The organism is Leifsonia poae (genome assembly GCF_050632195.1).
Taxonomy (GTDB): Bacteria; Actinomycetota; Actinomycetes; order Actinomycetales; family Microbacteriaceae; genus Leifsonia; species Leifsonia poae_C.
The window spans coordinates 1450111-1473426 of record NZ_CP192580.1 but is presented as its reverse complement, the minus strand read 5'-3'; the positions used below and the strand labels follow the sequence as shown (position 1 = coordinate 1473426).

Annotated in this window: 23 protein-coding genes; 7 read left to right on the top strand and 16 right to left on the bottom strand. The window is 67.0% G+C overall.

Annotated elements, in window-relative coordinates; all coding sequences use genetic code 11:
- Positions 1-78 precede the first annotated feature (78 nt).
- The 5 genes from ACQ86A_RS07510 to sigJ form a co-directional block, all read right to left on the bottom strand.
- Positions 79-909, bottom strand: a complete 831-nt coding sequence (locus ACQ86A_RS07510) for a carbohydrate ABC transporter permease (protein WP_431279932.1) — start codon at positions 907-909, stop codon at positions 79-81.
- Positions 906-1190: a carbohydrate ABC transporter permease gene (locus tag ACQ86A_RS07505; protein WP_431279931.1), complete on the bottom strand. Its 285-nt coding sequence runs from the start codon at positions 1188-1190 to the stop codon at positions 906-908. Before ACQ86A_RS07505 ends, ACQ86A_RS07510 begins: the two co-directional genes overlap by 4 nt.
- The gene (locus ACQ86A_RS07500; RefSeq protein WP_431279930.1) at positions 1187-1849 is read right to left on the bottom strand and encodes a carbohydrate ABC transporter permease; all 663 of its coding nucleotides are present in this window, start codon (positions 1847-1849) and stop codon (positions 1187-1189) included. The genes ACQ86A_RS07505 and ACQ86A_RS07500 overlap by 4 nt, the downstream gene beginning before the upstream one ends.
- A gap of 113 nt (positions 1850-1962) precedes the next feature.
- Positions 1963-3279: an ABC transporter substrate-binding protein gene (locus ACQ86A_RS07495; protein WP_431279929.1), complete on the bottom strand. Its 1317-nt coding sequence runs from the start codon at positions 3277-3279 to the stop codon at positions 1963-1965.
- A gap of 216 nt (positions 3280-3495) precedes the next feature.
- Positions 3496-4410 (bottom strand): RNA polymerase sigma factor SigJ, encoded by a 915-nt coding sequence (gene sigJ, locus ACQ86A_RS07490; RefSeq protein ID WP_431279928.1) that lies wholly within the window; start codon positions 4408-4410, stop codon positions 3496-3498.
- 61 nt (positions 4411-4471) lie between these two features.
- Between sigJ and ACQ86A_RS07485 the strand changes: the two genes are divergently transcribed.
- Together ACQ86A_RS07485 and ACQ86A_RS07480 are read left to right on the top strand one after the other, a co-directional pair.
- Complete coding sequence (locus ACQ86A_RS07485; RefSeq protein WP_431279927.1) at positions 4472-4648, top strand: hypothetical protein; 177 nt, start codon at positions 4472-4474, stop codon at positions 4646-4648.
- Positions 4649-4732: 84 nt separating this feature from the next.
- The gene (locus ACQ86A_RS07480; RefSeq protein ID WP_431280400.1) at positions 4733-6538 is read left to right on the top strand and encodes a transketolase; all 1806 of its coding nucleotides are present in this window, start codon (positions 4733-4735) and stop codon (positions 6536-6538) included.
- Here the strand turns inward: ACQ86A_RS07480 and ACQ86A_RS07475 are convergent.
- Together ACQ86A_RS07475 and ACQ86A_RS07470 are read right to left on the bottom strand one after the other, a co-directional pair.
- On the bottom strand, positions 6535-7512 hold the full coding sequence (locus ACQ86A_RS07475; protein WP_431279926.1) for a redoxin family protein: 978 nt from the start codon (positions 7510-7512) through the stop codon (positions 6535-6537). The genes ACQ86A_RS07480 and ACQ86A_RS07475 overlap by 4 nt on opposite strands.
- A gap of 155 nt (positions 7513-7667) precedes the next feature.
- A complete protein-coding gene (locus ACQ86A_RS07470) occupies positions 7668-8591 on the bottom strand; it encodes an NmrA/HSCARG family protein (protein ID WP_431279925.1) in 924 nt (307 codons plus the stop codon).
- A 125-nt stretch (positions 8592-8716) separates the two neighbouring features.
- On the opposite strand from ACQ86A_RS07470, the gene ACQ86A_RS07465 reads away from it, so the two are divergent.
- Positions 8717-10336, top strand: a complete 1620-nt coding sequence (locus ACQ86A_RS07465) for an MFS transporter (RefSeq protein ID WP_431279924.1) — start codon at positions 8717-8719, stop codon at positions 10334-10336.
- A 23-nt stretch (positions 10337-10359) separates the two neighbouring features.
- On the opposite strand, the gene ACQ86A_RS07460 is transcribed toward ACQ86A_RS07465, so the two are convergent.
- Positions 10360-11022: a hypothetical protein gene (locus tag ACQ86A_RS07460; RefSeq protein ID WP_431279923.1), complete on the bottom strand. Its 663-nt coding sequence runs from the start codon at positions 11020-11022 to the stop codon at positions 10360-10362.
- Between the two features lie 199 nt (positions 11023-11221).
- On the opposite strand from ACQ86A_RS07460, the gene ACQ86A_RS07455 reads away from it, so the two are divergent.
- The 3 genes from ACQ86A_RS07455 to ACQ86A_RS07445 all read left to right on the top strand — a co-directional run bounded on the left by ACQ86A_RS07455 (position 11222) and on the right by ACQ86A_RS07445 (position 15763).
- The gene (locus ACQ86A_RS07455; protein WP_431279922.1) at positions 11222-12403 is read left to right on the top strand and encodes a HupE/UreJ family protein; all 1182 of its coding nucleotides are present in this window, start codon (positions 11222-11224) and stop codon (positions 12401-12403) included.
- A gap of 218 nt (positions 12404-12621) precedes the next feature.
- On the top strand, positions 12622-14556 hold the full coding sequence (locus ACQ86A_RS07450) for a fibronectin type III domain-containing protein (protein ID WP_431279921.1): 1935 nt from the start codon (positions 12622-12624) through the stop codon (positions 14554-14556).
- A gap of 103 nt (positions 14557-14659) precedes the next feature.
- On the top strand, positions 14660-15763 hold the full coding sequence (locus tag ACQ86A_RS07445) for a WxL protein peptidoglycan domain-containing protein (protein ID WP_431279920.1): 1104 nt from the start codon (positions 14660-14662) through the stop codon (positions 15761-15763).
- On the opposite strand, the gene ACQ86A_RS07440 is transcribed toward ACQ86A_RS07445, so the two are convergent.
- Positions 15760-16563, bottom strand: coding sequence for a helix-turn-helix domain-containing protein (locus ACQ86A_RS07440; protein ID WP_431279919.1), 804 nt, complete (start codon positions 16561-16563; stop codon positions 15760-15762). The genes ACQ86A_RS07445 and ACQ86A_RS07440 overlap by 4 nt on opposite strands.
- A gap of 82 nt (positions 16564-16645) precedes the next feature.
- Between ACQ86A_RS07440 and ACQ86A_RS07435 the strand changes: the two genes are divergently transcribed.
- On the top strand, positions 16646-17353 hold the full coding sequence (locus ACQ86A_RS07435) for an SDR family NAD(P)-dependent oxidoreductase (protein WP_431279918.1): 708 nt from the start codon (positions 16646-16648) through the stop codon (positions 17351-17353).
- 30 nt (positions 17354-17383) lie between these two features.
- On the opposite strand, the gene ACQ86A_RS07430 is transcribed toward ACQ86A_RS07435, so the two are convergent.
- The 7 genes from ACQ86A_RS07430 to ACQ86A_RS07400 form a co-directional block, all read right to left on the bottom strand.
- Positions 17384-17800 carry a BBE domain-containing protein gene (locus ACQ86A_RS07430; protein ID WP_431279917.1) on the bottom strand — a complete coding sequence of 139 codons (417 nt, stop codon included), beginning with the start codon at positions 17798-17800 and terminating at the stop codon, positions 17384-17386.
- Complete coding sequence (locus ACQ86A_RS07425) at positions 17797-18723, bottom strand: FAD-binding oxidoreductase (RefSeq protein WP_431279916.1); 927 nt, start codon at positions 18721-18723, stop codon at positions 17797-17799. The genes ACQ86A_RS07430 and ACQ86A_RS07425 overlap by 4 nt, the downstream gene beginning before the upstream one ends.
- Before the next feature lie 72 nt (positions 18724-18795).
- The gene (locus ACQ86A_RS07420) at positions 18796-20016 is read right to left on the bottom strand and encodes a sensor histidine kinase (RefSeq protein ID WP_431279915.1); all 1221 of its coding nucleotides are present in this window, start codon (positions 20014-20016) and stop codon (positions 18796-18798) included.
- Entirely contained in the window at positions 20013-20681 is a 669-nt protein-coding gene (locus ACQ86A_RS07415) for a response regulator transcription factor (RefSeq protein WP_431279914.1), read from the bottom strand. Before ACQ86A_RS07415 ends, ACQ86A_RS07420 begins: the two co-directional genes overlap by 4 nt.
- A gap of 20 nt (positions 20682-20701) precedes the next feature.
- A complete protein-coding gene (locus tag ACQ86A_RS07410) occupies positions 20702-21448 on the bottom strand; it encodes an FAD:protein FMN transferase (protein ID WP_431279913.1) in 747 nt (248 codons plus the stop codon).
- Positions 21445-21969, bottom strand: coding sequence for an FMN-binding protein (locus ACQ86A_RS07405; protein WP_431279912.1), 525 nt, complete (start codon positions 21967-21969; stop codon positions 21445-21447). Before ACQ86A_RS07405 ends, ACQ86A_RS07410 begins: the two co-directional genes overlap by 4 nt.
- On the bottom strand, positions 21966-23252 hold the full coding sequence (locus ACQ86A_RS07400; protein WP_431279911.1) for a ferredoxin reductase family protein: 1287 nt from the start codon (positions 23250-23252) through the stop codon (positions 21966-21968). Before ACQ86A_RS07400 ends, ACQ86A_RS07405 begins: the two co-directional genes overlap by 4 nt.
- Positions 23253-23316 lie beyond the last annotated feature (64 nt).

The window sequence follows — 23316 nt, the reverse complement described above, 5'->3', positions numbered from 1 at the left end:
GAAGTATCTCCGTCTTGTTTCGTGTGGTGCGTTGCGCGGTCTTCATTGCACAAACAGCCGATTGTCAACGGCTCAGCGTCAGCCTTTGACTGCGCCGCTGGTGATGCCGCTTTGGATCTGTCGGTTGAAGAAGATGTAGGCGATCAGGGGTGGGATGGTGATGATGAAGATCGCCATGAAGAGCAGGTTGTAGAAGCTCAGGTTCTGGCCGGAGAACGTGTAGAGCGCCAGCTGCACGGTCACTTGGTCGCCGGGGAGGAAGTAGAGCGGTCCGGCGAAGTCGTTGAACACGAAAACGGCTTGCACGACGACCACGGTGACGATGACCGGTCTCAGCAGCGGCAGGACGACGCGGACGAAGAGCCGGATGGGCCCGGCGCCGTCGAGCACTGCCGCTTCGTCGAGTTCGCGCGGGATGTTCCCGACGAATGCCCGGAAGAGCAGGATGCAGAACGAGAGCCCGAAGGTGGTCTCGATCAGGATCATGCCCGGCATCGTGCCGAACAGCTTGAGTCCCTGCAGCACCCAGATCGTGGGCACGACCGCGGGTGGCACGATCAGTCCGGCTAGGACGAAGAAGTTGACGACCGGACCCCACTTGCTCCTCTTGCGGGCGAGGACGTAACCCGCCATCGCCCCGATGATCACCATCAGCAGAACCGACCCGATGGTCAGCACGGTGCTGTTGATGATCGCTCGCCAGATGACACCGTCGTTCGAGTTCAGCGTCTCCCAGAAGTTCTGGAAGAACTGCCACTGTGACGGCCAGGAGAACGCAAGGTTGGATGCCTCGGCCGGGGTCTTCGCCGCCTGCAGCAGCACGAACGCGAACGGGACGAGGAAGACGACGAAGGAGACCAGGATCGCGACGATGCCGACGATCCAGGCACGGCGGCGTTCGCGGATCACAGTTCCACCTGCTTTCTGTTGAGGAAGTAGGACAGCGGCACCATGATCACCGTGACCAGAAGGAACAGCACGACGTTGCCCGCCGTGGACAAACCGAAGAATCCGGCTTGGTACTGCTTGTAGATGACGGATGCGAGAACATCGCTCGTGAAGCCCGGCCCGCCTCCGGTGGTCACCCAGATGATGTCGAACGACCGCAGGCCGCCGATCAGGGACAGGATGATGACCGTCGCGGTCGCTCCCCGGGTGAGTGGGATGGTTATCTGCCGGAGAATCTTCATCCCCCGGCGCCGTCGATCCGAGCCGCCTCGAAGTATTCGTTGGGGATGGCGACGATTCCGGCCATGAAGATCAGCGTCGCGATCCCGACGCCCTTCCAGATATCGATCCCCGCGATGCTGTAGAGCGCGAGGTTGGGATCCGTCAGCCAGCCCGGCTGCGGCAACCCGAAGAATCCGAGGACCCCGTTGACCATTCCATGGAACGGGTCGAGCAGTGACTTCCACATGATCCCGACCCCGATCGTCGACAGAAGCACGGGGAAGAAGACAACGGCCCGCAGATAGCCGCGGCCGATGATCGGAGCGGTGAGCAGGAGCGCCAGGAGGAACCCGAGGATCACCTTCACCCCCGATGTGATCACCGCGTAGATCAGGGTGTGAATGAAGCTCGTGTAGAGCTGCGGGTCGCTGAAGAATTGAACGTAGTTCGCGAACCCGATGAACTGCGAGTCGAATAGCGACCACCGCGTGAGCGAGAAGTAGAACGACGAGAACGTCGGAAGTGCGAAGAATACGACGTACAGCACAAGAGCCGGGATGAAGAACCAGGTCGGGTAGAACGACTTGATCAGGCGCCGCTTGTTCGGTGCCCGGGTGTCCTTACCCTCGGTGACGATGTCGGCCGCTTGGATAGCGGTCGCGGGGGTGGCCGTCGACATGTTTACTCCTCGTCGAGTATGTTTCTCTGGTTCGTTTGCGCAAGGGGGCCACGGCGGTGGTCGTGGCCCCCTTGTGCTGAGACGCTACGCCCGAAGGCGGCGCGCCGGTGTGCTTACCAGCCCTTGAGTCCGAGCTGCTGAGCCTGCGCCTTCACATCGTTGTCATAGAGGGCGGCGCCGGCCGGAGCCTGCGAGATTCCGGATCCCACCTGGATCAGGATCTTCTCCAGGTTCGGGCCCTTGATCGGCGAGATGAACTCGAGCGCGAGGCCCGTCTTGTTGTCTTCCTGGTACTTGAGTTCGTCTGCGACGAGCGCCGGTGCATCGTCCGGCACCTTGCAGGTGCTGATCGCGAACGGGCCGGCAGGAACACCAGTTCCGTTCTGGATGTCACAGCCCGCCGGCGTGTTCAGGAAGGCGATGAGCTTCTTGGCCGCCGTGAGCTTGTCCCCGGTCGTCGACTTGGGAATGTATGCGCCGTTGGACTCCCAGACAGTCGCGTGCGGGTCGCCCGATTCGGTCGGCATCGCGAAGTAGCCGATGTCGTTGACCTGGTCGGGGTTGGACTGCACCACGTTTCCGATGACCGTGGTGATCATCGGGTACTGAACGCCCTCGCCCGTAGCGAGCGCCTTCAGAGCGTTGACGTTGGTCAAGGATGCGTAGTCCTTGTTCATCAGGCCCTTGTCGAAGATCTCCTGGGTGTGGGTGAATCCGGCAAGCGCAGGCTCTTTGGAGTACTTGGCGGACGACTTGTTGGCGGTGTAGTCATCTGCCCAGTTCGGGTCCTGCGCGCTCACGTTGGCGAAGTCGGCGAGCACGAACAGCTGGCTCGTCCAGGTGTCACCGTAGGACACGAGCACCGGCGTCTTACCGGCGGCCTTGATCTTCTCACTGTTGCTGATGAACTCGTCCCACGTTTTGGGAACACTCAGCCCGAGGTCGGCATAGACCTTCTTGTTGTACATGACACCGCCGTCGAACGTGGTGCCCCACGGCGCTCCGTATGTGCCCTTGTCCGTGCTCACGGCTGCCTTGAAGTCTTTGGTCAGGTCTTTGACCCACGACTCGTCGGTGAGCGGCTGGAGCTGGCTGTCCGGGTGCAGGGCCTGGAAGAGCGATCCCGAGTTGTAGAGGAACACGTCGTCCATGGTGCCGGTGGACAGCTTGGTCTTGATCAGGTTGTCGCCGTCCGTGCCTCCCGGGCGGGTGTCGACCTTGACCGTGATCGACGGGTTTGCTTTGTGGAACCCGGCCGCCAGATCGTTGGCGAACTTGGTGGCCACCGGGTCGTTGCCTCCGGCCATCAGCCGGATCGTCGATGCGCCACCCGAGCTACCGCTGGTGCTGCATGCTGCGAGAGAGACGCCGAGCAGAGCGGCGCCCGCGAGAGTAGCGGCAACGCGAGTTGCCGTCCTTCGAGAGAACATTAATACCTCCTTGTATTGGCGCCGCAGCTCCCGGCGGGGATTCGGGTTGGCATTGAAGCGCTTCACCCGAAGATAGGTGGGGACCGGCGACTGCGTCAACTGGCAAAATGTAACGATTCAATCTCGGATTGAGACGATTCAATGAGACGATTCAATTTACGGGCCGGATCGATGGACGCGCAAGCCCCGACATTGCGGGCGTCCCCCGCCGCAGAACTACTCGAGCGGGACGGTCCAGGCTCGGAGCTTCTCGGGATTTCGCACCGCCCAGATGTGCTTGATGCGCCCGTCTTCGACGTCGAAGGCCATCACGGTGACGGTGAATCCGTCCTGCTGCACGACCAGCCCGGGCTGACCGTTGACCGTACGCTCCAGGATCCGGAAAGCGTCGGGAGCCGTGGCCGCGATCGACGTAAAGGCCTGGGCGATCTGCGCCGCACCCTCGATCGGCAGCAAGTATGCCCTCGCGATCCCGCCGCCGTCGGAGATCGACGTGGCGTCCGGGTCGAGGAGTCCGAGGAGCGCGTCGATGTCCTGCGACTCCCAGGCCCGCTTGAAGCCTCTGACGAGCTCGGCCTGCTGCGCCGTCGGCGCCGCGGGAGCATGCGAGACCCGGATGCGACGGCGAGCGCTCGTGGCGAGCTGACGACACGCCGCCGGCGACCGGCCGAGCACCTCACCGACCTCGGCGAAGGAATACCGGAAGACGTCGTGCAGGATGAACGCCACGCGTTCCGCCGGCGTCATCGACTCGAGCACGACAAGGAAGGCCATGTTGACCGACTCGTCCAGGGTCACCCGGTCGGCCGGGTCGACCGACGCCCCACCGGCGCGTCCGTTCAGCCACTCCGTCTGGTCGGGCACCGGCTCAGGGATCCACTCCCCCACATAGCGCTCGCGTCGCGCTCGCGCAGAGCCGAGCACGTCAAGGCAGATGCGGCTTGCGACCGTCGTGAGCCAAGCGCCGGGAGACACGATCGCGGCCTGTTGCTCGGGGCTCATGGCGTACCAGCGCGCGTACGTCTCCTGCGCGACGTCCTCGGCTTCGGCCACAGAACCGAGCAATCGGTACGCGACGTTGATCAGTTGTCGCCGCTCGCTCAGGACTCCCTCTGACCCATCCCCTGTCATCCATCCACCCTCTCACGATCGGCCCCTCGCAATCGAGGGAATGCGGCGTAGCGTTTGGGGAATGGATGCCAAGATCGCACAGCTCGAGGGCGGCCCGCTTGATGGTCGCACCTGGGATGTGTCCGAATACGAACTACAAGCCGAGCTGGTCGACGAGCAGGGTCGACAGGTCACCTATCTGGAGACGGACAGGCTCTCACCGGAGGGACTGACGATCTGGACCGTCGAAGTGGAGTAGAAGTCCCATGACCAGCACGGAAACGCACTCCCCGTCGGGCTCGATGTCGTCGGCGAACTCGCCGCTCAACTCAGGGTCGACTCGATCCGCAGCTCGACCAGCGCCGGATCGGGGCATCCCACCTCGAGCATGTCAGCCGCCGACCTGCTGGCCGACCTCGTCGCACGGCACCTGCACTACGACTGGGACAATCCCGAGACCGCGACGAACGACCACCTGATCTTCTCCAAGGGCCACGCCTCCCCGCTGCTCTACTCCATCTACAGAGCGGTCGGCGTGGTCTCCGACGACGAGCTGATGACGGGGTACCGGAGGTTCGGGCAGAGGCTGGAGGGCCATCCCACTCCCATCCTTCCGTGGGTGGACGTGGCCACCGGCTCACTCGGTCAGGGGTTGCCGGATGCGGTCGGTGTCGCCATCGCCGGCAAATACCTCGAGAAGCTGCCCTACCGCGTGTGGGTGCTCTGCGGCGACTCGGAGATGGCGGAGGGATCGATCTGGGAGGCGCTCGACAAGGCGTCGTTCTACGAACTCTCCAACCTGATCGCCATCGTCGACGTCAACCGCCTCGGTCAGCGCGGTGAGACCGACCTCGGCTGGGATGTCGAAGCATACGCTCGACGGACCGAGGCCTTCGGCGCGCGCACGATCGTGATCGACGGTCACGACGTGACAGAGATCGACGAGGCGCTCGCCGCTGCGACCGAGACGAGCGACGGCCGGCCCACCGTGATCCTCGCCAAGACCATCAAGGGGCGCGGGTTCTCCGAAGTCGAGAACAAGCCGGACTGGCACGGCAAGCCTTTCCCCGAAGACATGGCCGAGCGCGCGATCGCCGAACTGGGCGGTGAACGCGATCTGACCATCCGGGGCCCGCTCCCCGAGGCCGGGACCCCGGCTCAACCATCGACCACTCCGTCGGGCGATATGCCGTCGGCGGAATACGAGGTCGGCGACGAGGTGGCGACGCGCAAGGCTTACGGCGATGCGCTCGCCGTGCTCGGCACGCGGGATCCCCTGGTCGTCGCTCTGGACGGCGAGGTCAGCAACTCGACCTACGCCTCTGAATTCGCGCACGCCTTCCCCGACCGGTACTTCGAGATGTACATCGCCGAGCAGCAGATGGTCGCGGCCGCCACAGGGATCTCGGTGCGCGGTTTCACCACGTACGCCTCGACCTTCGCGGCCTTCCTCACCCGCGCATACGACTTCATCCGGATGGGCGCCATCTCAGGTGTGGACCTCCGACTGGTCGGATCGCACTCCGGCGTCGAGATCGGCGCGGACGGACCGTCGCAGATGGCTCTCGAAGACCTCGCCATGATGCGAGCGGTGCACGGCTCGACCGTTCTCTACCCGAGTGACGGCACGAGCACCGCCGCCCTCGTCGGGGAGATGGCCCGCACATCCGGAATCAGCTACCTGCGCACCACGCGCGGCGCATTCCCGGTGCTCTATCCGAGCGGCGAGGAGTTCCCCGTCGGCGGGTCGAAGGTGCTGCGTTCCAGCGAGGACGACGGGGTCACCCTGGTGGGCGCCGGCGTCACCCTGCATGCCTGTCTGGCTGCGGCGGATGCGCTGGCCGACAACGGTATCAAGGCTCGGGTGATCGATGCGTACTCGATCAAGCCGATCGACACCGCGACCCTGCAGGAGGCAGCGGTCGCCACATCCGGACGCATCGTCGTCGCCGAGGACCACCATCCCGAGGGCGGCCTCGGGTCTGCGGTCGCGGATGCTCTGCTCGAGGCAGGACAGACGCCGCTCGAGATCGTGCGGTTGGCGGTGAGCGGCATGCCAGGTTCCGGAACCGGTGAGGAACTGCTCGCCTGGGCGGGCATCGACGCCGACCACATCGCCGACGCCGCGCGGCGGCTGGCAGCGGGCTAACCGAAGGTGAAGACGTAGGCAGCGGCGCCGGGATCGAGGAACTCGATCTCGAACGTGCGGTCGGTGACCGGCTCGGGATGCCGCACGAGTTGGTAGAGCCGCGGCTCCACGACGGTGCCGTTGCCCTCCTCGTCGGTGTCGAGACCGTGAGCCGCGCCCGGTGGTTGCCCATCGATGAGCACGCGGAACCTCACGGGCGCGCCCGACTCACCGGGCGACAGCACCAGGTGCACGTCCCGCGCGTGGAAGCGGTAGACGATCCGTCCGCCGGCCCGCGTGACGGCCGCCGCACCCCCGTCGATCTCCCATTCGCCGTCGAGGGCCCACTCGTTGAGCCCCAGCGGCGTCGGCACGGAGTATGTGAACGGAACGTCGAACTCTGCAGTGCCCGGCGATGCGAAGTTGCGCCCCTGCTCGTAACCGAGGTAGGTCTCGGGCGAGCCGAGGGTCGACCAGTCCGCCTGAGCCTCGAGCCCGTCCGGCATGATGGCGACCAGCTCGTGGCCGACGTTCTCGGCTCCCGCCTCGCGGAGAAGCTGCTGGATGACGCGTTCACCCTCCTCGTACTCGCCCTCGCCGAAGTGGTGGTACCGGATGCGCCCCTCCGCGTCGGCGATGTACACGGCCGGCCAGTAATGGTTGTCGAAGGCCTGCCAGACCGCGTAGTCGGGATCCAGCGCGACCGGATACTCGACGGTCATGTCTTTCGCGGCCCGGCGCACATTGTCCGGGTCGCCCTCGAACGGGAACTCCGGAGTGTGGACGCCGATCACGACCAGTCCCTGATCCTTGTACTTCTCGGCCCACGCCCGCACGTAGGCGAGGGTGCGCAGCCAGTTGATGCAGGTGTACGTCCAGAAGTCGACGAGCACGACCTTGCCGCGCAACTCCTCGGCGGTCAGCGGCGGCGAGTTGAGCCATCCGGATGCGCCGGAGAACGACCCCAGTCTGCCCTCGATGCGGAGATCAGCCATGTCAAGCCTCGAATTCCTCGGATCCGTTACGGCAGGTCAGAGCTCTCGGGCGGTGCAGACGAGCAGTGTACGTGCGTTCGCTCATGTGCCGATGGTAGACCCGGGCGGAAGCGACGGCACCTGCGTCCCGCTCGGCTTACCGCGCAGGCCGCGACTCACTGCGGGCGAGGCTGCCACCCGCTCTGAGCCAGCCATGCCGGCAGGTCGAGCAGCTGCGGATCGAGAGCGCGCGTAGCCTCGAAGTCGGCCTGGTAGGCGGAGGGGCCCGCGAACCAGTCGAACATCGCCTTGGGGTCGGCGTCGAACCCGGTCGTCGGAATCGCCTCGTATCGCGCCGGAAGCCCGGCCTGCCGCCCGAACACGTCCGCGATCTGCGACCCCGTGAGCTCGTCGCCGGCGATCTCGACCGCACCCCCGACGAGATCCGGATGCAGGAGCAGAGCCGCCGACACCCGCGCGACATCGCGCACGGCCACCATCTGGAGCGGGATGCCGTCGGGCACCGGCAAACGCACGACCACCTCGCCGCCCTCCACCGACGTGCCGAGCAGATTCTCCATGAAGAACACCGGCCGCACGAACGTGGCCGGCAAACCGATCGCAACGATGTGCTCCTCGATCCGGCGTTTGCTCTCGAAATGCGGGATGCCGGTGTGACGTTCGGCGCCGCCGACCGAGCTGTAGACGAGGTAGCCGACCCCCGCATCCCGTGCCGCATCGGCGAACGCGACGCCGTGACGCGTCTCCCCTTCGGGCCCGACCCCGGCCATGGTCGCCATGCCGAACACGCGGGAAGCGCCATCGAAGGCGCGGCGCACGCTGGTCAGGTCGTCGAGATCCGCCGCGACAACCTCGGCACCCTCGCGCACCAGTGCCTGCGCGGCCTCTGACCCGATATCGCGCGTGAGGGCACGCACACGCGCGCCGTGCGCCAACAGTTCGCGCGCGGTTGCGGAGCCCTGCTTTCCCGTCGCGCCCACGACCGCGATGGTCTCGCCGGGCGCGTAGTCCTGAGGCTGGTCGTGCTGAGGCTGGTCGTGCTGAGGCTGGTCGTGCTGAGGTTCGGATCGGTCGCTCATCCGTGCTCCTTCGGTCTGTTGGCGGTCACGCTACTCCCGCCGGCCGGACGGCTCTTGTGCTGCCCCAGCGGGTGCAATATGTTCGGCAGAAACGCGGCAAAGCGGCAACGTGGGCGGATGAGCACATGGCGAAATGGTCGGCAGTCAGCATCCTCGGGTGCGCACAGTTCGTGATGGTGCTCGACAGCACGGTGATGAACGTCTCGATCTCCCAGGTCGTCTCCGACCTGGACACGACCGTCGCCGCGATGCAGGCGACCATCACGTTCTACACGCTGACGATGGCCGCGGTGATGCTCCTCGGCGCGAAGCTCGGCGACGTCTGGGGCCGCCGCCGGGCCTTCATCGTCGGCTCGATCGTCTACGGCATCGGATCCTTGCTGACCGGCCTGAGCCCCAATATCGTGCTGCTGTTCATCGGCTGGGCAGTGATCGAGGGCCTCGGCGCTGTTCTCGTCATCCCGGCGATCGCGGCGCTCGTCGCCGACAATTACACCGGCCGCGATCGGGTGACGGCGTTCGCTGCGATCGGTGCGATCTCTGGTGGTGCGGTCGCTGCCGGCCCGCTCATCGGCGGCTTGATCACGACGTACGCCAGCTGGCGCTACGTGTTCATCGGCGAGACCGTCGTGATGATCGGCGTGCTGCTGCTGACGCGGTTCGTGGCCGACCGCAGCAAGCCTGCCCGCATCAGGATCGACGTGTGGAGCGTGCTCCTCTCGGCCGTCGGGCTCATTCTCATCGTGTTCGGGATGCTGCAGTCGAAGACGTGGGGCTGGATCCTCCCGATCGTTCCTGCGGACGACGGCGGGTTCCCGATCACACCACTGGGCCTCTCGCTCGTTCCGTACCTGATCGCGGCCGGCGCGGCAGTGGTCTGGTTGTTCTTCAAGCGCCAGGTCTATCTGACCCGCACCGGGCGGGTTCCACTCCTGCAGGTGTCGCTGTTCAAAATCGCGCAGCTTCGCAGCGGTCTGAGCGTTCTGGGGGCTCAGTATGCCGTCACCGCCGGGCTCTTCTTCATGGTGCCGATCTACCTGCAGATGACCTTGGGCCTGGATGCATTGTCGACCGGGATCAGGATCTTCCCGCTGTCGGTCGCGCTCATCCTGTTCTCGATCGTCGGAACAATCCTCAGCCGTCGCTGGTCCCCGAGGCGCATCGTGCGGATCGGGCAGGTCATCCTGGTGCTCAGCAGTCTCGTTCTCCTGGCAGCGGTATCGACCGATCTGCGGAGCATCGCCTTCGGCACCGGGATGTTCTTCGCCGGCACGGGACTCGGTCTCCTCGCCTCCCAGCTCGGAAACGTGAACATGTCGAGCGTGTCCGAACGCGAGTCCAGCGAGGTGGGCGGCCTGCAGGGAGTCTTCCAGAACCTCGGATCGTCGTTGGGCACAGCGCTGATCGGCTCGGTACTGATCGCATCCCTCGGAACGGCATTCCTCTCGGGCGTCAACTCGAGCGATCTCCCTGACTCGGCGAAGACGGCCGTGTCGGAAGCGACGCAGTCGGGCGTCGATATCGTCCCGGCCTCGAGCGTCCCGTCGATCGCGAAAGACGCGGGGCTCAGCTCCTCCGACGGCACGACACTGGAGGAGGTCTACTCGGAGGCGCAGATCGGCGCGCTCCGGGTGTCGTTCTTCGTGCTGACCGTGATCGCCGGGCTCGCGCTGTTCCTCACCCGCGACATCCCGACCACGGTCACCGTCGTGCAGAAAACCCGAGAACGACCGAGACGCGCCTGAACCCAGCGACCGGTCGGTCGCGATCAGTCGATCCAGAGCACGATGCCGGTCATATCGTGGAGCACGGCCGCGACCCCCGCGCGCACGGCCGTCGCGCACCGCTTCGCCGTGAAGGAGCGCGGGTCGTAGGTCGATGAGGCTCCCAACCCCTCGCCCCGAAAGGATGCGCCGGTCCAGTCGACCGCGGTGACGTTGTGGGTGGGCTCGGCCACCTCGGCGCCGACCACGAGGAACTTCTGGTCGAGATGGCTGGCGGTGACCGTCGCCAGTGGGTCGATGAGATCGTTGCCGACGCTCAGGATGAGGTCGGGTCGCAAGTCGATCGCTCGCACGATCCCGTCGATGAGGTCGTCATCTGCCGTGACGGTCCGGAGGTCCACGCTCTCGGCATCGGCCCACTTGCGCACGGCGTCGACGAGCGTCCGCGTCGGCTTGTCATCGCCCGCGGTGAGCAGCACGACCCGGTAGCCCGGGGAAGGGCGCACGTCGTCCCAGGATCCGGCAGCGGGAACGACGGTCGCCTCCGGGCTCGGTGAGGCCGAGGGCTCGAAGCCGACGCCGAGGTTGCCGATCGCGGTGGGAGCCGGATGCGGCTCGGTCCAGCTGTCGGCCATGCATCCGGTGAGCAGCACGGCCGTGAGCGCCGCGATCGTGAGTGGTGCGGCGGTTCGCCGGCGGGGGCGCAAGGGAATCGTCCTCCGGATGCGATGGGTACGAGCGGCGCGTGAACGCCCTCGATGCGAATGGTGCCACCGCAGTCTGCGTCAGATCCGGGCCGCGCACCAGCCGCCGACGGCACTGTTCCCCCGCCGTTCGACGGCAATCCTTCTGATGTTCACAGAGTCCCGACACCGTACTCAGATGCCCGTTCACCGAAGGAGATCCATGTCGTACGGCGCACGCCGCATCACGCTCGCAGCGCTAGCCGCCGCCGCGGCCGTGATGGTCGGTGCTTCAGCCGCGAGCCCCGCGTCCGCTCATGGATTCTCATCGGTGGTCTACGTCGATGTCACACACGGCGAGGCCGGGCACGTGCGCACGGAGCTGCAACTCGAGTACGACCTCCTCGTGGTCTCCGCAGCCGATGCCGAACACGACGATCCTCTGTTCCAGGAGGGCACCGCGGCTTTCGACGCTGGCGACACAGCGGCCCAGACGGCCGCGATCGAGCAGCACTCCGACACGGTTCTCGCGTATGTGGCCGACCGCTTCAGCGTCTCCTCGGGCGGTGAGGAGTGCATCCTGAAACGGTCGGGCGACGTCACGATGACCGAGCGCCAGGGAGCACCATATGCAGTGCTCGCGCTCGACAGCACTTGTTCGGCACCGAGCGACGCGCACGTTGTGACGAGCAAGCTCTTCCCCGATTCGGAAGGGTACGTCACCGGTACCAAGACGATCCTCACGTACGAGATCGACTCCCGGTCGGGCAGTGCGGCACTGGATGCGGCGCAGCCGTCCTTCTCCACCGAGCAGAGCGCCGGGGAGCGCTTCTGGGAGTTCTTCCACCTCGGTGCTGAGCACCTGCTGACCGGCATCGACCACATCCTGTTCCTGCTGGCACTGATCGCCGGCTCGCGCCGACTCCGCGAGGTGGTGCTCGCGGCCACAGCGTTCACGGTGGCGCACTCGGTGACGTTCATCCTCGCTGCCACCGGAGTTGTCTCGGTGCCCGCCCGCATCGTCGAGCCCATCATCGCGTTGTCGATCGCCGTCGTCGCCGCCTGGTATCTGTGGCGGATCTGGCGACGGGGCGAAGCGGCGAACACCCTGGATGCGACGAGCGGCCCGCTGGGGTTGGACCGTGCAGGCTGGCTGCGGCTCGCGGTCGTATTCCTGTTCGGTCTTGTGCACGGGCTCGGCTTCGCGAGCGCACTCGGCATCGACGAACCGTGGTCGTGGACCCTGTTGTGGTCGCTCCTCGTCTTCAACCTCGGAATCGAAGCCGTGCAACTCACGATCATCGCCGCGCTCTTTCCGCTGCTGATGGTTCTGCGGCGGCGGACCCCCGGATCGGCCTGTGGGCAACGGGTGCGCTGGCTGTCTCGGTGTCAGCCGCCGGCCTGATCTGGTTCGTCCAACGTGTGTTCGAGCTGTGAATCATGTGAGTGTTCTCATGTTTGCCACGAACGCAGAATCGCGAATTCAACAGGAGTTCATCCGTCGGGCGGATGTTGCTAACTGCTGCCCGTTCCCATCCGGGAACCCCTGAGAGAAATGGACGATCTATGTCTTCCCCCACTTCATCGACACAACCGCGGTGGCGCAGTCGTCATCGCGCCACTGTGTGGTTATCGGCCATCGCCATCGGCACGTCGGCGGCGATCGGCGGCTTCGCGGCCGCGCCCGCCATGGCCGTCGACTCCGCGACTCTGACCGGCGTCATCCTCGGCGTCGGAGCGAACGAGACCCAGCGCATCGTCACCTGGTACTCCTCGACCGACACCGCCCAGTCGGTGCAGGTCGCGCCGACCTCCGCGCTCGTCGCGGGCGAGTTCCCGGCCGACGCGGTCACCTTCACCGCTGCCGGCAGCGCGAACATCGCGACGAGCGGCGGATTCAACCGTCACGCGACGATCTCCGGACTCTCGGAGAACACGTCGTACTCGTACCGCGTCGGCTCCGAGGGCAACTGGTCGACGACCGCCGCGTTCAAGACGCAGTCGTTCGACGGCGCGTACGACTTCCTGTTCTTCGGCGATCCGCAGATCGGCTCCTCCGGCAACACGGCCAAGGACGGCGAGGGCTGGAACGACACCCTGAACGTCGCCCTCGCGGCCAACCCGAACGCCGAGCTCCTCGTGTCGGGCGGCGACCAGGTCGAGACGGCCAACACCGAGTCGCACTGGGATGCGTTCCTCGCCCCCGAGAAGCTGCGCCAGTACCCGTGGGCAGCCACCATCGGAAACCACGACGTGGGCGGAAAGGCGTACGAGCAGCACCTGTACACGCCGAACACCGATCGCAGCGGCGCGTACTACTCGAACGGCACCCCCGCTTCGAACACGTCCGGTGGCGACTACTGGTACATCTACAAGGATGTTCTCTTCATCGACCTGAACAGCAACAGCTACGCCACCTCGCAGGGCGGCGGCGGCGACGCAGCGCACGTCGGCTACGTCACCGACGTCGTCAACCAGCACGGCGCGGATGCCAAGTACACGGTGCTCGTGTACCACCACTCGATCTACTCCCCGGCGGACCACGCGAAGGACGGCGACAACAAGACCCGTCGTGTCGACTTCCCGACCACGTTCTCCAAGCTGGGCGTCGACCTCGTTCTGCAGGGCCACGACCACAGCTACTCGCGCAGCTACGAGATCAAGAACGGCGCGAAGGCGAACCCCGACGAGCAGCCGGGCGCTGCTGACGTGTACCCGGGCCCCGGCGGCGTCATCTACGTGACGGCCAACTCCGCCTCGGGGTCGAAGTACTACGACATCACGGCTCCGGATGCGAGCGGGACCAGTGGCGCCGGTAACGGTGCCGACCCGCTCAACCCGAGCAGCTACTGGTACAACTCGGTGCAGAACCAGGAGCACGTGCGCACGTACGTCAAGGTTCAGGTGCAGAACGACCAACTGGTCGTCGAGAACGTCCGCAGCGGCACCTGTGCCGCTCCGAACGCCGCGGTCGAGCTCGGCAAGGTCCCGTGGTGCGGTCCGAACAGCGGCGCGACCGCGGCCCAGCCGGTCGGCTCGATCGTCGACTCCGTCTCGATCCACCCGAACCACGGCGACGGCCAGGAGATCGGCGTGACCGTCCCGACCGCCGCTCCGGGTGAGTTCGGCTGGACGATCGACGGCCACAACGGCCTGGTCGACCTCGGCACCGCCGTCGAGCACGACGGCGCGTACTTCGAGGCGAACGGTCAGCTCAACCCGATCACTGTCTCGGACACGCGTCACTCGGTCGCTCCGTGGTCGATCGCGGCCTCGGTCGGAGACTTCCGCGACGGCAGCAACACCTTCTCCGGCAAGAACCTCGGCTGGGCTCCGAAGGTCGTCCAGACGGGCGCAGGTGCCACAGCCGGTGACTCGGTGCGCTCCGGATACGACGGTGGCGACGGTCTGTCCGTCTCCCGTGAGCTCGGTTCGGCCGCGCAGGGACACGCACGCGGAACGGCCAAGCTCGGTGCCGACCTGGATCTGAAGATCCCGGGCAGCGTCGACAAGGGAAGCTACCGCGCGACGATGACGATCACCGCGCTCAGTAACTGACCACAGCACAACTGAACACAGCACAACCCCGGTGGGGTGGGCACGATCCCGTGCTCGCCCCATCGGGCATCACCGGCTCCACTCCGAACGTCGAGGAAACACCATGACCGCTCTCGCCACGAAATCCTCCCGCGCAGTCGTCCACGCCTCCCTCAGCGCGCTGCTCGCCGTGCTCTGTGTGCTCGGCTTCGCCCTGCTGCCCGCCGGCTCCGCCCACGCGGCCGGGGACGACGTCACCTGGACGGTCCGAACGGCGTCCAACGGCTTCGGAGCGGAGCGCACCAACTACAGCTACACCGTCAATCCGGGCTCCACGGTCGATGACGCCCTGGTGATCGCCAACAAGAGCGACACTGCGCTCGACCTCGGCGTGTACGCCGCCGACGGATACACGACCGACAGCGGGCAGTTCGACCTCGTCGTCGGCGGGGCGAAGTCGGTGAACGTGGGCGCCTGGGTGCACGGCGCATCCGACCGCATTACCGTCGAGCCGGGCAAGACGGTCGAGGTGCCCTTCACCGTGACGGTGCCCAAGAATGCGACGCCGGGAGACTACGCCGGCGGCATCCTGACTTCACTCGTGCAGCCCGATGACGCGGAAGGCATCAACGTCGACCGCCGCCTCGGCATCCGGATCGCCCTGCGGGTCGGCGGCGACCTCAAGCCGGGGCTCGCCGTCGAGAACCCCCACGTCGGCTGGAACGGCGGGCTCAACCCGTTCGCCGGCGGTGACGCATCCTTCACGTACACGATCCACAACACGGGCAACACCCTGCTCTCCGCCAAGCAGGCCGCCGGTGTCACCGGTCCGTTCGGGTGGTTCCCGACCGACGCCGCGACGATCAAGGCTCCGCCGCAGCTGCTACCTGGCGAGCGGTGGGAGGTGACGGTGCCTCTGCGCGACGTTCCCGCCAGCGTCTGGATCGCATCCACCGCGACGGTGACTCCCATCGTCACCGACGCATCCGGCTCGACGACCCCGCTGGCACCGATCACCGGCACGGCCACCGGATGGGCGGTGCCCTGGATGCTGCTGCTGATCGTCCTCATCCTGGCCGCCCTCGTCTTCGGGGCGCTCCGTCTGCGGAAACGCGTCCTCGCGCAGCAGCGCGTGCGTGAGGACGCGCGCGTCAAGGATGCCGTCGAACTCGCGCTGGGCAAGACCGAGAGCCCGGCTCCGACGCAGCGACCGACGCCGAGCGTCTAACGCCCCCGAAGCGCGTTCAGGCGCTCGGCAGACTCTGAGCCGGGCTCGACGAAGTAGAGGTGGATGTGCTGACCGCCCGACTCCGGTAGGTCGAACCGGCGCCGCTGCAGGTGCAGCTCGCCGACCAGCGGGTGCAGCATGTGGCTGTCGCCGCTCGGCCGGTAGCCGACCTCGGCCCGCGACCACAGCATCCTGAACTCGTCGCTGCGTTCGGAGAGGTCGTAGACGATGCCGTTCAGCCGGGGGTCGCTGGATGCGGCGCCCGCCACCTGACGCAGCCCGCCGACGACACTCGCCGCGGCATCGTTCCAGTCGAGGTGCAGCGCGCGTTCCGCCGGGTCGACGAAGAGCTGGCGGAGCAGATTGTGCCCGGGCGCGTAATTCGGGGAGAGCGCCCGCGCCAACGCGTTGGAAGCCAGGCAATCCAGATACCGACTGACGATGTAAGCCGGCACGTCCAGCTGATCGAGAAGCTCCTGGAGTCCCGGCTCGACCAGGTCCGCCTCATCGGTCGCGATCGGCTCGCCGAGCCCCGCCAGCTGCCGAAGGTGCACAGCCGAACGCTCATCGAGGCGCAGCACGCGGGCCAGCGCATCGAGCACCTGGGCCGACGGATGCGCGACGCGCCCCTGCTCGATGCGCAGGTAGTAGTCGGTGCTGATCCCGGCGAGAGCGGCCAATTCTTCCCTGCGCAGACCTGGAACCCGCCGTCGCGAACTCGACGCCAGCCCGACGTCCGCCGGGCGCAGTCTGCCGCGGCGCGCCTTGAGGAAGGCTCCCAGTGCGGTCTCGTCCACCACACTGCGAGCATAGGCCGGGTCTCGCGATCATAGGAAAATCGCACCACTGGCTAGGGGCCGCGCGCTCGCGCATCCTGAGACCATGACAACGACACTCATCACAGGAGCGAACAAGGGTCTCGGATTCGAGACGGCACGACAACTGATCGCCGCCGGGCACACGGTGTACATCGGCAGCAGGGATGCGGAGCGCGGCCAACGCGCGGCCGATGAGCTCGGGGCGCGTTTCGTCTCGCTCGACGTCACGGACGATGCCTCGGTCCAGGCAGCGGCCCGCCAGATCGAGGCCGACGGCGGACTCGACGTGCTCGTCAACAACGCCGGCATCGAGGGACGCATCGCGGACAACGGAATCGTCGGGGCCGCCGACCTCACCGCGGACTCGATGCGCGAGATCTTCGATACGAACGTCTTCGGGCTCGTGCGGGTGACGCACGCCTTCCTTCCGCTGCTGAACCGATCGGCCGCCCCGGTCATCGTCAACGTGAGCAGCGCTCTCGGATCGCTGAGCCTGATCTCCTCCCCCGAAGCGCCGACCTACTTCTATCCGGGCGTGGCGTATCCGGCGTCGAAGGCCGTGGTGAACATGGTCACCATCCAGTTCGCCAAGCAGTTCCCGGGCATCCGGGTCAATGCGGTCGAACCCGGATACACGAAGACCGACCTCAACGGACGCACCGGTACGCAGACCGTCGAGGAGGGCGCGGCGATCATCGTGCAGCGGGCGCAGGTGACGCCCGACGGCCCGACCGGAACGTACTCTTCGCTGCACGGACCCGTGCCCTGGTGAGAGCCTCGGTAGACACGCGCCCTCCGGAGGCTACTGCGGCTTGACGTTGTGGTTGCGGCTGAACAGGTTGCCGGGATCGTACTCGCGCTTGACAGCGGCGAGCCGTCGGTACGTGGGCTCCGGATAGATCGCCGCGACGTCCTCGTCGGTCGCTGAAGCAAGGAAGTTCGCGTAGGCGCCGTCGACGTGCGGTGCGAGCCGAGCCCAGAGCGCGTCGAAGGCCGGCCGAGCGGCATCGACGACCGGTGGCGGCCCCGCGATGGTGGTCACGAACATCAGCTCTGCCTGCCGATGCGCATATGCGGTGGCGTCGACAGGGACCCGGGAAATCGCGCCCCCGACACTGCGGACAGAGATGAACGGCGAGCCCGGCGCGGTGCCCACCTCGGCGAGGATCCGCAGAACGTCGGGCACCGCATCCCTGTCGACGAAGGCGTTCCTGGTCACGAACAGGAGACCGGGCGGTGGGTCGCAGCGTCGACAAGGATGTCCGCGTACGGCCTGAGCTCGATCTCGTCGGCGACGACTGTTCCGAGCCAGCGGATCAGGTCGATGGCCTGCGCGGCGAGTTCCGGGTCGTCTCCGTCGAAGGCGACATGGATCGCGACCGGCGCGTCGGGGCCCCCGGCGAACGGATTCGCGAAATCCGCCACCGACGTCAACTCCTCGGGTGCCGTGCGAAGGTACTCCGCCCACGCGGGGAGCACGGTCGCCGCCTCCGCCGCCGGAAAAGCGATCGTGCCGAAGAAGACGGATGTCGTCGGGTGCGCCGTGAACTCGAACGCGGTCACGACCCCGAAGTTGCCACCGCCGCCGCGAATCGCCCAGAAGAGTTCCGGATGCTCACGGGCCGTCGCGCGAACGAGCTCGCCGTCCGCGGTGACCACCTCTGCTGCGACGACACTGTCCAGCGCCAGGCCGTACTTTCTTACCTTCCAGCCGATGCCGCCGCTCAGCGTGAGGCCGCCGACCCCGACGCTCTTCGTGTCGCCCGACGAGATCGCGAGGCCGCGCGGTGCCAGGGCTGCGGCGACCACACCCCAGGTAGCGCCGCCGGCGACCCGCACGAGGTGGGATGCGTCGTCGACGATCTCCACGTCTGCCAGCCTGCTGAGGTCGATCACGACGCCGCCGTCATTCGTGCCGAATCCTGGAAAGCTGTGGCCACCTCCACGCACCGACAGAACGAGTCCCGCGTCGGCTGCGAAGCGCACAGCGGCCTGGACGTCTGCGACACTCGCGGGCCGCAGAACGTAGACGGGGCTGCCCGCGGCCAAGACCGTACGGCTGGCCGCCTCGTACTCGGTGTCGCCCGGCTCGATGATGTCGCCGCCGAAGCCGATGCGAAGCGTCTCTGGTACCGAAGTCATTGTGTTCCTTCCGGAGAGGTCTGATTCTCTACCTCACCGACGACACAGCGGCAGGAAATGTGACTCGGCCGCCTACTCGACCCGGTCCGCCGGGAGTCGAACCGTCACGCGTCCGCCACCTTCCGGGCCATCGTTCGATGCCGACACGACGCCGTGGTGCCGTCCGACGACCTCCGAGACGAGCGCCAGACCGAGTCCGTAGTGACGCGGTTCCGAGACCGCCGCGGGCTGGGCCCGCGTCGAGGAGAACCGCTCGAAGACCCTGCTCTCCGAGGCCGGCTCGAATCCCGACCCGTCGTCGCTGACGCTCAGCACGACTTCGCGCCCAGCCGCCGTGAGAGACACGAGCACACGCGACCGGGCGTGATCGACAGCGTTATCGACGAGCGCGACGATCATCCGGCGCAGCGAGACGGCCGCGCCCGGCACCACGCCGTTCACGGCGGCGTCGACCTCGATGCGGACGTCGCGTTCGAGCGCCCGCGCCTCCGCTGCGCGAGCGACCGCCACGGCGAGCGCCCCCAGGTCCACCTGCTCTGTGACCGCATCCTGACGCGGATCGGCGACCGCGAGCAGATCCTCGACGATCTCGGTCAGTGCCTTGCTGTCATCGACGATCTCGTCCACCCCCGAGCTCACGTCCTCCTCGACGGGCGATGCGGAGTCCCGGATGCGCCGCCGCAGCAATTGCGCGCGGGTACTCAAGAGGGTCAACGGCGTTCGGAGCTCATGGCTCGCGTCCGCCACGAATCGTCGCTGCAGCGCTAGGGCGTCGGCGAGGGGTCTCATGGCGCGCCTCGCCATGAACACCGCGACGACGGCCGCCGCCGCAGCGGCGATGATGCCTGAGACGACGAGCGCCACGAGCAGGCGGGTGAGCTCCTCCGCTTGCTCCTGCAGGCCGTAGGAGACCTGGACCACCTTGCCCCGCCGCACATCCGTCTGGGTCAGGTAGCTCTGTCCACCCGCGCTGACCGTCGATGTCTCCGGCGCACCGCCGGCGGCAACCCGGGAGATCGCGGCCTCGTCGGGAAGGCCTTTCGGCATGCCGGGCGACGTGTCCCTCCCCTGGTCGGTCACAACGGTGATGAGCAGGTCGCGGGGCGCGTCGTGAACCGAATCGACCATCGACGCGTCGGCGAGGGCCCGCTTGGCCGCCTCCGCCTGCCCTGCCGACACCACGAGGTAGACGACGAGACCCAGAAGCGTGAAGAGCACGACGATGATCGCCGCGAACTGCACGGCGAGCCGGTTGGAAGCCGACCGCAGTTCACGCTCGTCGACGGACGTCACGCTGCCGCCCCCATCCGGTATCCGACCCCGCGGACCGTCTCGATGAGTTCCCGGCCGAACTTCTTGCGCAGGTGGTGCACATAGGTGTCGACCACGCCGGGATCGTCCGCGTCGGCGAAGACGCTCTCGAGCAGGGATGCGCGCGAGAACACTTGCGTCGGCCGTCTCGCCAACTGTTCGAGCAGCGCGGATTCGCGTTCGGAGAGCGCGACACGTGCGCCGTCCGCGAGAACGACCGTGCGATTGTCCACCTCGAGCGCACCCCCGGTGAAGCGGACGGTCGGAACGATGGCCGTCGCGCGACGCCTGAGCACCCGGAGTCGCGCCAGCAGCTCGTCGATATCGAACGGCTTGGCCAGGTAATCCTCCGCGCCGCCGTCCAGCCCCTCGACCCGATGCGCCGCGTTCCCGAGCGCCGACAGCACGAGCACCGGCACGGTGACACCGCTCTCGCGGAGGCGGCGCAGCACCTCCAGACCATCGAGCACCGGCATGCCCCGATCGAGCACGATCACGTCGACGGCTTCGGTCAGGCCGGCGTGCAGGGCACCCTGACCGTCCGACGCGACGAGCACGTCGTAGCCCTCGGACTCGAGAAGCTCAGTGAGCATCGCGGCGAGGCGAGGGTCGTCCTCAGCCACCAGCACGCGCGGGTTCTCGCTCACTGTCGCAGTATAGGAGCCGGTCACGCGCCCGCCCCGGCGAACGCGAGATCGCCGGCTCCGAGCAGTTCGCCGTCGCTCGTCACCGCGAGGACGCCGCGGGCGCCCCGGTCGAGCGCCCACGGCAGACCGTCGGGACCGAGCACGAAGACCGCTGTCGCGAGCACGTCGGCTGTGGTCAGGTCATCGGCGACGACGGTCACGCTCCGCATTCCTCGTGCGGGCTCACCCTGTCGCCCGTCGACGATGTGCTGTCCCCGCTCGTACGCACCGGATGTCGCAACTGCGGCATCGGTCACCGCGAGCACGGCGAGCATCCGGTTCGGGTCGTCGGGCGACCGCACCCCGACGTTCCAGCGCTCCCCTGCGATCGGAGCCCCGGCAACGACGACGTCACCACCCGCGTTCACACAGAAGTCGTGCAACCCTGCGGCTTTAAGGATGTCGCCAGCCCGCGCCGCCGCCCAGCCCTTCACGACGCCATCGAGGTCGAGCGTTCCGTCGGGGTTCCGGATGCGAAACGCGCCGCCGGACCACTCGGCCGCCGCTGCCCCGATCCCGATGACCTCTCGGAGGTCCACGCTGAAGTCGGCGGCCTTCAGCTCGCCGCGGTTGGCCCGGCTCACCTCGCTGTCTGCGCGGTAGGTGCTGAAGCGCGCATCCGCATCCCGAAGCGACGCGAATGCCGCCCGAGCTACATCGCCGTGATCCCCCGGATCCCGGACGTCCATCGACATCGGGATGCCCATCACTGTCTCGAGATACCTCACAGCTGGTCGATCGCCGACTGCAACGACTGCTTGTAGCCATCGGAGGTGTACGTCGCACCCGACACGGTGTCGATGTTCGCGGACTGCGACGCCAGAACCTCCTGGGCCAGGATGGGCGCGGCCTGCTCGTTGATCGAGACGCTGCGACGCTCATCGCTCGGGTACTGCAGTTCGGTGATCGCCGTGATCTTGGTGCCTTCGAAGGTCACCTGTACCTGGATCGGTCCGTACCGGGTCTGCTCGACGTCGCCGGTGATGACCCTCGTGGCGGATGCTGTGGAGGTCGACGCAGAGGCCGACGGAGACGGGGTGGCCGTTGAGGTCGAGCTCGACGAGTCAGACGAGCTCGAGCCGGACGAATCGGTACCGGTCGCCGCCGACGAGGTCGACGTGGTCGTGCTCGTTCCCGTTGCCGCACCGACCGTCTCCCCGACCCCATACAGCCGCAGACCGACGGTGGAACCCATCACGACGAGGATCACGGCGAAGAGGATCGTGCCGCGCCATCTGTTCCGTCTCATGACATGCTCAATTCTTCTCGGTGGATGAAGCGACTCGGCATGCCGAGCGCTCGCAGGGTCTCTTCGGCCCGGTCGGCCATCCCGGTCGGCCCGCAGATGAACGCCTCCCAGTCCGCCAGATCGGGAATGAAGGTGTGCATGGCCGGCACAGCGAGCGGGTCGTAGCCCAGCTCGGTCCGCCTGCCGATCACGGGGACCACCGCGACATCCGGCATCGCCTCCAGTTCACCGAGCAATGCCAGTCGCGAAGCCGACTGCGCTCGGTAGACGACCACGGGTCGGGCGCCACGCGCGGCCAAGTCCTCAGCCAACGCCCGGATCGGGCCGATGCCGGCTCCGCCTGCGATCAGCAGGATGCGCTCGCGGGACGCCCGGTCGGCGGTGAAGTGCCCGAAGGGCCCCTCGGTAAAGACCAACGTGCCCGGCGCCAGGTCGCGCACCATCGTCGAATGGTCGCCGAGCGCTCCCACGGTGATCCTCAGACGCCCGTCGGCGGGCACGCTCGAGAGCGAGTACGGGTGCGCGGTGAGCAGGTGTCCCCGAGACAGGAACCGGAAGCTCAGGAAGTTGCCCGCCTTCGCACCCAGCTCGTCGACGTGTGCGCCGGAGAGCCAGACACTCGTCATCCCGTCGCCCTCGGGAACGACCGCGACCACGCGCATCCGGTGCCGCCAAGCGTCGATGCCGGGGAGCACGAACCGCCAGGTGAGTACGGCGGCGGCGGTGCCTAGATAGAGGGTGAGCCACAGGATGCGGTTGAGCGGCTGGTCCACGAAGTGCGCGCCGCCGCTCAGCTGGTGGAAGAAGGTGAGGAAGATCGCGACGTAGGTTGTGACATGCAGCCAGTACCAGACCTCGTACGACAGCTTCGAGCGGATCCAGCGCGCGCTGCTCAGCCCGACCACGAGGAACGCGATCGTGCCGATGAGCGCGGTCAGCATGTCGGGATAGTCCTGCAGCATCGACACGAACTCGGACCACGGAAGCTTCTGGTCGACGAACTCTGCACCGACCACCATGAAGACGACGTGGGTGATGATGAGGAACACCACCGACGCCCCGAGCGACCGGTGCCACGAGACGAGTCGGTCGAGTCCGACGGCCTGCTCGAACCAGGGAACCCGCGCGATCAGCAGAACCTGGGCGCAGACCAGGTAGGCGCCCACCATCCCACTGAGCTCGCCGACCGTGGTGGCGACGCTGGCGGGCGTGGTCACGAAGGATGCGGGAACGCTCGCCCACCACATCCACAACACGCCGACCAGCCCGGCGGCGAGGACCACGCGCACGGTCCGTGCACGGCGCCGATGCGACACGGCGCTCGCCGACCGCACATCGACCCGGCGG

Excerpts from the sequence above, each read along its gene's own strand:
- ACQ86A_RS07435 (WP_431279918.1), top strand. The coding sequence starts at position 16,646 with ATGACAACGACACTCATCACAGGAGCGAACAAGGGTCTCGGATTCGAG.
- ACQ86A_RS07475 (WP_431279926.1), bottom strand. The coding sequence starts at position 7,512 with ATGGCTGATCTCCGCATCGAGGGCAGACTGGGGTCGTTCTCCGGCGCA.
- sigJ (WP_431279928.1), bottom strand. The coding sequence starts at position 4,410 with ATGACAGGGGATGGGTCAGAGGGAGTCCTGAGCGAGCGGCGACAACTG.
- ACQ86A_RS07405 (WP_431279912.1), bottom strand. The coding sequence starts at position 21,969 with ATGAGACGGAACAGATGGCGCGGCACGATCCTCTTCGCCGTGATCCTC.
- ACQ86A_RS07485 (WP_431279927.1), top strand. The coding sequence starts at position 4,472 with ATGGATGCCAAGATCGCACAGCTCGAGGGCGGCCCGCTTGATGGTCGC.
- ACQ86A_RS07445 (WP_431279920.1), top strand. The coding sequence starts at position 14,660 with ATGACCGCTCTCGCCACGAAATCCTCCCGCGCAGTCGTCCACGCCTCC.
- ACQ86A_RS07425 (WP_431279916.1), bottom strand. The coding sequence starts at position 18,723 with ATGACTTCGGTACCAGAGACGCTTCGCATCGGCTTCGGCGGCGACATC.
- ACQ86A_RS07455 (WP_431279922.1), top strand. The coding sequence starts at position 11,222 with ATGTCGTACGGCGCACGCCGCATCACGCTCGCAGCGCTAGCCGCCGCC.
- ACQ86A_RS07495 (WP_431279929.1), bottom strand. The coding sequence starts at position 3,279 with ATGTTCTCTCGAAGGACGGCAACTCGCGTTGCCGCTACTCTCGCGGGC.
- ACQ86A_RS07500 (WP_431279930.1), bottom strand. The coding sequence starts at position 1,849 with ATGTCGACGGCCACCCCCGCGACCGCTATCCAAGCGGCCGACATCGTC.
- ACQ86A_RS07505 (WP_431279931.1), bottom strand. The coding sequence starts at position 1,190 with ATGAAGATTCTCCGGCAGATAACCATCCCACTCACCCGGGGAGCGACC.
- ACQ86A_RS07470 (WP_431279925.1), bottom strand. The coding sequence starts at position 8,591 with ATGAGCGACCGATCCGAACCTCAGCACGACCAGCCTCAGCACGACCAG.
- ACQ86A_RS07465 (WP_431279924.1), top strand. The coding sequence starts at position 8,717 with ATGGCGAAATGGTCGGCAGTCAGCATCCTCGGGTGCGCACAGTTCGTG.